This window comes from Lacisediminimonas sp., assembly GCF_030645335.1.
GTDB lineage: Bacteria > Pseudomonadota > Gammaproteobacteria > Burkholderiales > Burkholderiaceae_D > Lacisediminimonas.
This window is the reverse complement of sequence record NZ_JAUSNH010000003.1, coordinates 1-11,064: the sequence shown is the minus strand read 5'-3', so window position 1 is coordinate 11,064 and position 11,064 is coordinate 1. Positions and strand designations below refer to the sequence as shown.

General features: G+C 62.4%; 11 protein-coding genes. 5 read left to right on the top strand and 6 right to left on the bottom strand.

Going from position 1 to position 11,064, the window contains the following annotated elements; all coding sequences use genetic code 11:
* Position 1: 1 nt before the first annotated feature.
* The 3 genes from Q7T64_RS00135 to Q7T64_RS00125 all read right to left on the bottom strand — a co-directional run bounded on the left by Q7T64_RS00135 (position 2) and on the right by Q7T64_RS00125 (position 2,752).
* Positions 2-493 (bottom strand): glutathione peroxidase, encoded by a 492-nt coding sequence (locus tag Q7T64_RS00135; RefSeq protein WP_370653231.1) that lies wholly within the window; start codon positions 491-493, stop codon positions 2-4.
* The gene (locus Q7T64_RS00130) at positions 490-1,626 is read right to left on the bottom strand and encodes a PilT/PilU family type 4a pilus ATPase (RefSeq protein ID WP_304789168.1); all 1,137 of its coding nucleotides are present in this window, start codon (positions 1,624-1,626) and stop codon (positions 490-492) included. The genes Q7T64_RS00135 and Q7T64_RS00130 overlap by 4 nt, the downstream gene beginning before the upstream one ends.
* 82 nt (positions 1,627-1,708) lie before the next feature.
* Positions 1,709-2,752: a type IV pilus twitching motility protein PilT gene (locus Q7T64_RS00125; RefSeq protein WP_304789165.1), complete on the bottom strand. Its 1,044-nt coding sequence runs from the start codon at positions 2,750-2,752 to the stop codon at positions 1,709-1,711.
* 97 nt (positions 2,753-2,849) lie between these two features.
* On the opposite strand from Q7T64_RS00125, the gene Q7T64_RS00120 reads away from it, so the two are divergent.
* Together Q7T64_RS00120 and proC are read left to right on the top strand one after the other, a co-directional pair.
* Positions 2,850-3,545 carry a YggS family pyridoxal phosphate-dependent enzyme gene (locus Q7T64_RS00120; RefSeq protein WP_304789162.1) on the top strand — a complete coding sequence of 232 codons (696 nt, stop codon included), beginning with the start codon at positions 2,850-2,852 and terminating at the stop codon, positions 3,543-3,545.
* Positions 3,546-3,594: 49 nt separating this feature from the next.
* Positions 3,595-4,419: a pyrroline-5-carboxylate reductase gene (proC, locus tag Q7T64_RS00115; protein WP_304789158.1), complete on the top strand. Its 825-nt coding sequence runs from the start codon at positions 3,595-3,597 to the stop codon at positions 4,417-4,419.
* A 16-nt stretch (positions 4,420-4,435) separates the two neighbouring features.
* Here the strand turns inward: proC and ubiA are convergent, their stop codons facing one another.
* The 3 genes from ubiA to recG all read right to left on the bottom strand — a co-directional run bounded on the left by ubiA (position 4,436) and on the right by recG (position 8,440).
* Positions 4,436-5,311, bottom strand: coding sequence for a 4-hydroxybenzoate octaprenyltransferase (gene ubiA, locus Q7T64_RS00110; protein WP_304789154.1), 876 nt, complete (start codon positions 5,309-5,311; stop codon positions 4,436-4,438).
* Between the two features lie 64 nt (positions 5,312-5,375).
* Positions 5,376-6,323 (bottom strand): LysR substrate-binding domain-containing protein, encoded by a 948-nt coding sequence (locus Q7T64_RS00105; RefSeq protein WP_304789151.1) that lies wholly within the window; start codon positions 6,321-6,323, stop codon positions 5,376-5,378.
* A gap of 47 nt (positions 6,324-6,370) precedes the next feature.
* Positions 6,371-8,440: an ATP-dependent DNA helicase RecG gene (gene recG, locus Q7T64_RS00100; RefSeq protein WP_304789147.1), complete on the bottom strand. Its 2,070-nt coding sequence runs from the start codon at positions 8,438-8,440 to the stop codon at positions 6,371-6,373.
* 109 nt (positions 8,441-8,549) lie between these two features.
* Between recG and queA the strand changes: the two genes are divergently transcribed.
* From queA to yajC, 3 genes are all read left to right on the top strand, one after another.
* The gene (gene queA, locus Q7T64_RS00095) at positions 8,550-9,614 is read left to right on the top strand and encodes a tRNA preQ1(34) S-adenosylmethionine ribosyltransferase-isomerase QueA (protein WP_304789145.1); all 1,065 of its coding nucleotides are present in this window, start codon (positions 8,550-8,552) and stop codon (positions 9,612-9,614) included.
* Between the two features lie 3 nt (positions 9,615-9,617).
* A complete protein-coding gene (gene tgt, locus Q7T64_RS00090) occupies positions 9,618-10,754 on the top strand; it encodes a tRNA guanosine(34) transglycosylase Tgt (protein WP_304789142.1) in 1,137 nt (378 codons plus the stop codon).
* A 107-nt stretch (positions 10,755-10,861) separates the two neighbouring features.
* Positions 10,862-11,064 (top strand): preprotein translocase subunit YajC (gene yajC / locus Q7T64_RS00085; protein WP_304789140.1); only part of this gene is annotated, 203 nt, incomplete at its 3' end.

Genomic DNA, 11,064 nt, shown 5'->3' with positions numbered 1-11,064 from the left:
ATCACAGCAGATTTTCTATGTCGCCCGCCATATCTTGGGGCGTGTGCGCCGAGGCATAGCGAGCGACCACCTTGCCTTCGCGGTCGACCAGGAATTTCGTGAAATTCCACTTGATGGCGCTCGTGCCCAGCAGCCCCGGTGCCGCTTTCTTCAGGAACGCGAACAGCGGATCGGTGTTCGGCCCATTCACCTCGACCTTGTCGAATATTGGAAAGCTGACCTGGAAGCGGCTACTGCAAAACATCGCGATGTCGGCGGCGCTGCCCGGCTCCTGCTGGCCGAATTGATTGCAGGGGAAGGCCAGCACCGCGAAGCCACGCTCGCGATAGCGCTGGTACAGCTCTTCCAGGCCCTGGTACTGCGGCGTAAAGCCACAGGCGCTGGCGGTGTTCACGATCAACAGCACCTGGCCGCGGTAATCGCTCAACTGCACGGGCTTGCCCTGCAAGCTGTGCAGTTCAAGCGGGGGAATCACTCCATTGGTGTCGCTCACACGATGCCGAGGTGTTCGGTGCCGGCAGCGAGGTCGCGATCCTGCGATTCCTTGCCATGCAACTTGATCGCCAGCCGCAGATCATTCACCGAGTCGGCATTGCGCAAGCCATCCTCGTAGGTGATTTTTCCTGCTTCATACAGATCAAACAGTGCCTGGTCGAAGGTCTGCATGCCGAGTTCGCGCGACTTCTTCATGATCTCCTTGATCTCATGCACATGGCCCTTGAAGATCAGGTCCGAGATCAATGGTGAATTCAGCATGATCTCAACCGCCGCTGCGCGTCCCTTGGTGGCCTTCAATGGAATCAGCCGTTGCGAAATGATGCCCTTGAGGTTCAGCGACAGATCCATCAGCAATTGCTGGCGGCGCTCTTCCGGGAAAAAGTTGATGATCCGATCGAGTGCCTGGTTGGCATTGTTGGCATGCATGGTCGCCATGCAAAGGTGGCCGGTTTCGGCAAACGCAATCGCATAATCCATCGATTCACGGTCGCGAATTTCGCCGATCAGGATCACGTCCGGCGCCTGCCGCAGCGTGTTCTTCAGGGCCGTGCTCCAGTCGGCGGTATCGACGCCGATCTCGCGTTGCGTGATTACGCAATTGCGGTGCGGATGCACATATTCGACCGGATCTTCCACCGTAATGATGTGGCCGTAGCTGTTTTCGTTGCGGTGGCCGATCATGCCGGCCAGCGTGGTTGATTTGCCCGACCCGGTCGCGCCCACCATGATCACCAGGCCGCGCTTGGTCATCACGATCTCTTTCAGCACGTCCGGCACGCCCAGCGCATCCAGCGTCGGGATAGTGGTCGTGATGGTCCGCAGCACCATGCCCACCCGACCCTGCTGGATGAAGGCCGAGACCCGGAACCGACCCAGGCTGGCCGGGCTGATGGCGAAATTGCATTCCTTGGTCGCCTCGAATTCGGCGGCCTGCTTGTCACTCATGATCGCCCGCGCCAGTTCCAGCGTGTGCTGGCTGGTCAGCGCCTGGTTCGACACCGGCGTCATCTTGCCGTCGATCTTGAATGCCGGCGGGAATTCAGCCGTGATGAACATGTCGGACCCGCCCTTGCTGAGCATCAGCCGCAGCAGGTCGTGCATGAATTTCGTCGCTTGTTCGCGTTCCATTTGGATTCCTTGCCGCTGCGGCGGGCTGCTGTTGTGTGTCGCTGGTCTTGATGTCGGTCTTGATCGCTGGCTGCAGCCGTGCTCAGCCGGGGAAGTTTTCCGGCGTCTTGGCTGCCGAGCGTGCTGCGGCCGGGGAAATGATATTGCGCTTGACCAGATCGGCCAGGTTGCCGTCCAGCGTCTGCATGCCGAGATTGGAGCCGGTCTGGATTGCAGAGTACATCTGCGCCACTTTGGCCTCGCGGATCAGGTTGCGGATTGCCGGCGTGCCAATCATGATTTCATGCGCAGCGACCCGGCCCGAGCCATCCTTGGTCTTCAACAAGGATTGGGAAATGACGGCCTGCAAGGACTCCGACAGCATCGCCCGCACCATCTCTTTTTCGTCGCCGGGAAAGACATCGACGATACGGTCAATCGTCTTGGCCGCAGAAGACGTGTGCAGCGTGCCGAATACCAGGTGGCCGGTTTCGGCGGCGGACAGCGCCAGGCGTATCGTCTCCAGATCGCGCAGTTCGCCGACCAGGATCACGTCCGGATCTTCGCGCAGGGCAGAGCGCAGCGCATTGGTGAACGAATGGGTGTGCGGACCGACTTCGCGCTGGTTGATCAGGCTCTTCTTGGACTCGTGTACGAACTCGATCGGGTCTTCCACCGTCAGGATATGCGCATACTCGGTTTCATTGATGTGATTGACCATGGCGGCCAGCGTGGTCGATTTGCCCGATCCGGTCGGGCCGGTCACCAGCACCAGGCCGCGCGGCTTCAATGCCAGGTCGCCAAATGACTTCGGCGCATTCAACTGTTCCAGCGACAGCACCTTGGACGGAATGGTCCGCAACACGGCGGCGGCGCCGCGGTCCTGGTTGTAGGCATTGACCCGGAACCGTGCCAGGCCGGGAATCGAGAATGAAAAATCACACTCCAGGTTCTCTTCATAGAACTTGCGCTGGCCGTCATTCATGATGTCGTACACCATGGCGTGCACTTCCTTGTGGTCCATCGCGGGCAGGTTGATGCGCCGGACATCGCCGTGGACCCGGATCATTGGCGGCATGCCCGCCGACAGGTGCAGGTCCGATGCCTTGTTCTTGACCGAAAAGGCGAGTAGTTCCGAAATGTCCATTTATAATCCCTGATCCCTGGAAGAAAGCCCGACCGGGTGATGTCGAATTGATCCGACGTGTCGGGGCGGCATGAATGTTGCCTGAAGTCCTTTGATTATGTCTCCAATTTCTCGCAACCTGCAAGCCGTGCAGGAACAGATTGCCAGTGCAGCACAAAAGGCGTCGCGTGACGTTGACGGTATCCTGTTGCTGGCGGTTTCCAAGACCTTCGGCCCGGACGCCGTGATCGCCGCCGCGGATGCCGGCCAGCGCGCCTTCGGCGAAAACTATCTGCAGGAAGCGCTCGACAAGATTGTCGCCGTGCGCCAGTTGCGCCCGGATCTCTTGCTCGAATGGCATTTTATCGGGCCGATACAGAGCAACAAGACGCGCCAGATCGCCGAACATTTCGACTGGGTGCATTCGGTCGATCGCGAAAAAATCGCGCAGCGGCTGTCCGACCAGCGTCCGGCCGCGCTGCCACCCTTGAATATCTGCCTGCAAGTGAATATCAGCGGCGAGGCCAGCAAGAGCGGCGTCGCGCCCGGCGAGGTGCTGGCGCTGGCACACGCAATCGCTGGCTTGCCAAGGCTGCGCCTGCGCGGACTGATGGCGATTCCCGAACCGGCTGCCGACTTCAAACAACAACGCCTGCCATTCCGGCGCCTGCGCGAGCTGGCGGCGACGCTGCAGGGCGCAGGCGTGGCGATCGATACGCTGTCGATGGGCATGTCGGCCGACATGGCGGCAGCGGTGGCCGAGGGCGCCACCATCGTGCGGGTGGGCACCGCGATTTTTGGCGCCAGGCACTGAGCCGGCCCGCAAACCAGTCAACCAGCAAAAGAACAGGAACAGAAAAATCATGCGAAACGACTTGCGCATCGCCTTCATCGGCGGCGGCAACATGGCCACCGCGCTGATCGGTGGACTGGCCGGCAAACTGACCGCAGCGGCAAACCTGCATGCGGTCGACATCAACGAGGCCGCACTGCTGAAATTGCGCGAGCAATTCGGCGTGACTACCTCGACATCGATTGACGATGCGGTTGCATCGGCGGATGTGATCGTGCTGGCGGTCAAGCCGCAGCAAATGCGCGAAGTTGTCACCGCCTTGCGAGCGCACCTGAAAACACAATTGCTGTTGTCGATTGCCGCCGGCATTCGCGCCGTCGATTTGTCGCGCTGGCTGGACGGTCATGCGGCCATCGTGCGCACCATGCCCAATACGCCGGCGCTGATCGGGCGCGGCATCACGGGCATGGCTGCGCTCGCCGGCGTGAGCCAGGCGCAGCGCGAGTCGGCCAACGCAATCATGCAGGCTGTGGGGCAGACCGTGTGGCTGGAGGATGAAAGTCTGCTCGATCCGGTCACCGCCATTTCCGGCAGCGGCCCGGCCTATGTGTTTTATTTCATCGAGGCCATGCAGGAAGCAGCGCAAGCCTTGGGGCTCAGTGCAGAGCAGGGCAAGCAGCTTGCGATTGCCACCTTCATCGGCGCCGCCGAGCTGGCCGACAAGTCGAGCGACCCGGTTTCCGTGCTGCGCGAGCGCGTCACCTCCAAAGGCGGCACCACGCATGCGGCGCTGACCAGCATGGAGCAATCCGGCGTGAAAGAGGCGATCGTGAAGGCGCTGCAAGCCGCCTCAGCACGCGGTCGGGAAATGGGCGAAGAATTCGGCCGGGATTGATGCGCTTACCGGTGAATCACGCGAACGCGTAATCGAGCGCAATGCCGGCGAACACGGCCGCCCCCAGGTAGTTATTGCCGCGAAACGCCGCGAAGCACCCCATGCGATCACGCTCGCGTATCAGCGTGTAGTGCTGCACCGCGAAACCTGCCGCGACCGCCATGCCGGCGGCAAACCACCATCGCAATCCCAGTTGCCAGCCAATTGCCAGGATCATCCCCAGCGCAATGGCGTAGCTGACCATGACGGCGGTGACATCCATCCGGCCGAAAGTGATGGCCGAGGTCTTGATGCCGATGCGCAGGTCATCATCCCGGTCCACCATCGCGTACTCGGTATCGTAAGCAATTGCCCAGGCAACATTGGCCAGCAACAGCAGCCAGGCTGCAGGCGGCACCTGTCCCTGGACGGCGGCATACGCCATTGGAATACCAAAGCCAAATGCAATCCCGAGATAAGCCTGCGGAATCGCGAAGAACCGCTTGAAGTAAGGATAGCTGCCGGCAATCGCCAGCGCCGCCAGTGACAACTGTTTGGTCAGCAGGTTCAGCGGCAGTATCAGCAGGAAGGCCAGCGCCGACAGCACGGCCGCAATCACCAGCGCTTCCCAACCACGGATCTTGCCGCTGGTCAGCGGACGCTCGGCGGTGCGTTTTACATGACGGTCGAAGTCGCGGTCGGCATAGTCGTTCAAGGCGCATCCAGCCGAGCGCATCAGCGCGGTACCCAGCGTAAAAATCAGCAGCAGCCGCCAGTCAGGCAGCCCGTCCGACGCCAGCCACAGCGCCCACAAGGTGGGCCATAGCAGCAGCAGGATGCCGATCGGCTTGTCGAGCCGAACCAGTTTCCAGTACGCGGGTAGCTTGGTGCGAAGCGCTGATGAGTAGGACACGGCAGGTGAGGGGGGGGCAATGGGGACGACCGCCAGTATATCGGGGTTTGATTTCCGGGCCGCCTCAGCCCTCGCTTTCCCCGGCTTCATGCAGCATGGTCACGCCGTTCAGCTTGCAACGCTGGACGGCGTCCCGAACCGCATCGATTGCCGCCCGGCGCGTAAAACTCTTGCGCCATGCCAGCACCACCCGGCGCGATGGCTCGGGCTGCTGGAACGGGAGGTAGCGCAGCATGCCGTCCGGCGCATCCATGTCGGGCACCGATGCCTGCGGCAGCACCGTGATGCCGATGCCCGAGGCCACCATGTGGCGGATGGTTTCCAGCGATGAGCCTTCGAAGGTTCGCGCAATGCCGTCGCCGGTGGTCGAAAAGCGCGACATCTCCGGACACACTTCCAGCACCTGGTCGCGGAAGCAATGGCCATTGCCAAGCAACAGCATGGTCTCGCCCTTGATGTCGTCCGGCGGGATCGATTTGCGGCTGGCCCATTTGTGCTGGCGCGGTACGGCGACCACGAAAGGTTCGTCGTACAGCGGCTGGATCAACAGGCCTTGCGTGGCAAACGGCAGCGCCATGATGGCTGCGTCGAGCTCACCCTGGCGCAACTGTTCGATCAGGCGCGTGGTGAAATTCTCTTGCAGGATCAGCGGCATCTGCGGCACGTTATCGATCATCTCGCGCACCAGTTGCGGCAGCAGGTAGGGCGCAATGGTGTAGATCACGCCGAGACGGAAGGGGCCGGCCAGCGGGTCCTTGTTCTGCTTGGCGATTTCCTTGATGGCGGCGGTCTGCTCCAGCACGCGCTCTGCCTGCGCCACGATCTGTGCGCCCAGCGGCGTCACCGTCACTTCACTGCCGCCGCGTTCGAAAATCACGACGCCCAATTCATCTTCCAGCTTCTTTATGGCGACCGACAGCGTCGGCTGGGCTACAAAACAGGCTTCGGCAGCATGGCCGAAATGCTTTTGCCGCGCGACGGCGACGATGTATTTGAGTTCGGTGAGCGTCATGGCCGACATATTACCGCAGGGTGTGGCGCATGGCGCCGCCGTCGGGTTCAGGCCTTCAAGTAATCTTCGCGCTCGCCCAACCAGCGCGCCAGGTGGCGTGCAACCGTCGGCGCGTCTTCCGCCAGCAGGCGTCCTGCTGCATCCCTTGCGGCTTCCACCAGCCACTGGTCGGTTTCCAGGTCGGCGAAACGCAGCATCGCCTGGCCGGACTGGCGCGCGCCCAGGAATTCGCCGGGGCCGCGCAATTGCAGGTCGCGCCGGGCAATTTCAAAGCCATCGGTGGTCTCGCGCATGATGGCAAGACGCTGGCGGGCAATCGGCCCCAGCGGCGCCTGGTACAACAGCAGGCAGACGCTGGAGGCAGAGCCGCGCCCGACCCGGCCGCGCAGCTGGTGCAATTGCGACAAGCCAAAGCGTTCCGCATGTTCAATCACCATCAGCGACGCGTTGGGCACATCCACGCCGACTTCGATCACGGTGGTCGCCACCAGCACCTGCAGTTCGCCGCCGGTGAAGCGATCCATCACGGATTGCTTGTCGGCCGGCTTCAAGCGGCCATGCACCAGGCCCACTTGCAAGTCGGGCAAGGCGCTGCTCAGCATGGCATGGCTGTCGGTTGCGGTCTGCAGTTGCAGCGCTTCGGATTCTTCAATCAGCGGGCATACCCAATACACCTGGCGGCCTTCGAGCGCAGCGGCGCGAACGCGTTCGATCACTTCGTCGCGGCGGTTCTGGTCGACGATGCGGGTCAGCACCGGCGAGCGGCCGGGCGGCAGTTCGTCGATCACCGAGACTTCCAGGTCGGCGTAGTAGGTCATTGCCAGCGTGCGCGGTATCGGCGTGGCCGACATCATCAGTTGATGCGGCTGGTTTTCTGCTTCCAGCCCCTTGTTGCGCAAGGCCAGGCGCTGGGCGACGCCGAAGCGGTGTTGTTCGTCCACGATCACCAGGCCCACATGGGAAAACTGCACCGCATCCTGGATCAGTGCGTGGGTGCCGACAATCAGTTGCGCCTGGCCGCTGACGATCTGTTCGCGCGCCTGCTCTTTTTCTTTCTTGCGCAGGCTGCCGGTCAGCCACGCCACCTGCACGCCAAGCGGCGCCATCCAGGCGGCGATCTTGCGGAAATGCTGGTCGGCCAAAATCTCGGTCGGGGCCATCAGTATTGCCTGCATGCCGCTGTCGATGGCTTGCGCCGCCGCCAGTGCAGCGACCACGGTCTTGCCGCTGCCGACGTCGCCCTGCAGCAGGCGCTGCATCGGCCACGGCTGGCGCAGATCGTGCCGGATCTGTTCCAGTACGCGCTGCTGCGCGCCGGTCAGTTCAAAGGGCAAGCCGGCGAGGAAGGCGCCGGACAGTTTGCCGACATTGAGCAGGGGGCGCGAACCCTTGGTGCGGCGCGCATCTTGCGAGCGCTTCAGCGACAGTTGCTGTGCCAGGAGCTCGTCGAATTTCATCCGCGTCCAGGCCGGATGGCTGCGCTCCATCAGTGCGTTTTCATCGACATCCGGTGGCGGGTTGTGCAGCAATTCGACAGCCGGCCTGAATGGCCATAGCGCCAGTTTTTCGAGCAAAGCGGCGGGCAGGGTGTCGTGCCAGTCGATGCGTTGCATGGCTTGTTCGATTGCCCGCCGCAGCGCTACCTGCGACAGCCCTTCACCGGCCGGATAGACCGGGGTCAGCGCCGTTGGCAGGGGCGTGCTTTCCAGCACCACCTTGTAGGCTGGATGGACCATTTCGTCGCCGAAAAATCCGTGCCGCACTTCGCCGCGCGCGCGTACCCGGGTGCCGGCGGCCAATTGTTTGGTCTGGCTGCCGTAAAAGTTCAGGAAGCGCATCACCAGCGTGCCGCTGTCGTCGTCCATCGTCACGACCAGTTGCCGCCGCGGCCGGAACGACACTTCACAAGTGCGCACCACGCCTTCTACCTGCACTGGCGCACCGCCCGTGAAATTCGCTTCGCGTATCGGCACGACCCGGGTTTCATCCTCGTAGCGCATGGGCAGGTGCAGCACCAGTTCCATGTCGGTGCGCAAACCCAGCCGCGCCAGCTTGTCGGCGAGCGTATTGGCAGCCGGTGCTTTCGGGCGCGGCGCTTTGGGTTTGACGGCAGGCATGGTGGGCAAGGGGGGAAGGCGATTGAATTCAACCCGCGTAGAATAACGGGTTTTTGCATGGCCGCATGGGCAGAAATGCCCGTTAATCACCCCCTCCACGCACGGACGTATGCACGTACTCGCAGATTTTGATTTCGAACTCCCGCCGGAGCTGATTGCGCAGTTGCCATTGGCGCAGCGCAGCGGCTCGCGGCTGTTGCACGTTCGCGCTGCCGGTACCGCTGCCGCGCCAGCATTGGAAGATCGCGCATTCACCGATCTGGTAGAGCTGGTGCAGCCCGGCGACGTGATGGTGTTCAATGACACGCGGGTGCTCAAGGCGCGTTTCCCTGGCGTCAAGTCCAGTGGCGGCAAGGTCGAGGTGCTGGTCGAGCGCGTGCTGGATCCGCACAACGTGCTGGCCCAGGTGCGGGCGTCCAAGTCGCCGCAGCCAGGCTCGACCATTCGCCTGTCCGACGCCTTCGACGTCGTGGTTGGCGAGCGGGCAGGCGAGTTCTATTGCCTGCAGTTCCCGGACGATGTGTTCGACCTGATCGAAGCGCATGGCCGGCTGCCCTTGCCGCCCTACATCGACCATGCGGCCGACGAGGTCGATGAACAACGCTACCAGACCGTGTATGCGCGCGAGCCCGGCGCGGTGGCGGCGCCCACCGCCGGCCTGCATTTCGATCCCGATTTGCTGCAAGGCCTGCGTGACAGGGGCGTGGCGATCGCCTTCGTGACCTTGCATGTGGGCGCCGGCACCTTCCAGCCGGTGCGCTGCGAGGATTTGTCGGAACATCGGATGCACAGCGAGTGGTACACGATACCGCAACAGACGGTCGATGCCGTGGCCGCTGCCCGGGCAGCGGGGCGCGATGTGATTGCCGTTGGCACCACCAGCTTGCGCGCGCTAGAGTCTGCCACCCAGCACGGGCCCTTGTCCGCCGGCAGCGCCGATACCCGGTTGTTCATCACACCCGGCTATCGGTTCCAAACCGTCGACCGACTGGTGACGAATTTCCATTTGCCCAAATCGACCCTGATGATGCTGGTGTCGGCATTTGCCGGATACGACACGATACGCGCCGCCTACCGCCATGCGATTGCCCGGCGCTACCGCTTTTTCAGTTATGGCGACGCCATGCTGCTCACCTGCGCCAGCAAAGGCGACAACCCCGGCGCAAATACCTAGACCATGCTTGAATTCACTTTGCTGAAAACCGACGGTCACGCGCGCCGCGGCCGCCTGACCCTCAACCATGGCGTGATCGAAACACCGATCTTCATGCCGGTGGGCACCTATGGGTCGGTCAAGGCGATGACGCCGGTTCAGCTCGACGAGGTCGGCGCCCAGATCATCCTGGGCAATACCTTCCACTTGTGGCTGCGGCCGGGCACGGATGTGCTCGACAAGTTCGGCGGCCTGCATCGCTTCATGGGCTGGGACAAGCCGATCCTGACCGATTCCGGCGGCTTCCAGGTGTATTCGCTGGGCGCGATGCGCAAGATCACCGAAGAAGGTGTGCAATTCGCTTCGCCGCTCAATGGCGACCGCCTGTTCCTGTCGCCGGAAGTGTCGATGCAGATCCAGAAGTCGCTCAATGCCGACATCGTCATGCAATTCGACGAATGCACGCCGTATGAAATCGACGGCCGGCCAGCCACCATGGAGGAAGCCGCCGACTCGATGCGCATGTCCCTGCGCTGGGCGCGGCGCTCGCAGGACGAGTTCCAGCGCGGCGAAAACCCGAATGCGTTGTTCGGAATCGTGCAGGGCGGCATGTTCGAGTCTTTGCGCGACGAGTCGCTGGCCGGGCTGGAAGATATCAATTTTGACGGCATCGCCATCGGCGGCCTGTCGGTGGGCGAGCCGAAAGAGGACATGATGCGGGTGCTGGCGCATGTCGGCCCGCGCCTGCCGGCCGCCAAGCCGCATTATCTGATGGGGGTGGGCACGCCGGAAGACCTGGTCGAGGGCGTGGCCAACGGCATCGACATGTTCGACTGCGTGATGCCCACGCGCAACGCCCGCAATGGTTGGCTGTTCACCCGCTTTGGCGACGTCAAGATCAAGAATGCCCGCTACAAGGACGACCAGGCGCCGCTCGATGCGACGTGTGGCTGCCACACCTGCCGCCATTTCTCGCGCGCCTACCTGCATCACCTGCACCGCGCCGGCGAAATACTCGGTTCCACGCTCAATACCATCCACAACCTGCATTACTACCTGAACCTGATGCAGGAAATGCGCACCGCAATCGAAGAGGGACAGTTTGACAACTTTCGCCTGCGCTTTGCCGGCGACCGCCAGCGCGGTATTGGCCCCGCCTGACGGCCCGTTCCCTGCCAATTCGCGCGCACTTGGCATTGGACCGTGCCTTGTCCGGTTGCGGTGCTAAAATGCCCGCCTATTCCCCATAACAACACCCGGAGCAAACAGTGTTCATATCCAATGCCTACGCACAGGCTGCCGCTGGCAGCGTTGAAAGCAGCCTGACCAGCTTCCTGCCGATCATCCTGATGTTCGTCGTGTTGTACTTCCTGATGATCCGTCCGCAGATGAAACGGCAGAAGGAACAGAAAGCCATGATGGAAGCGCTGGCCAAGGGCGACGAGATCGTCACCGCTGGCGGCATACTCGG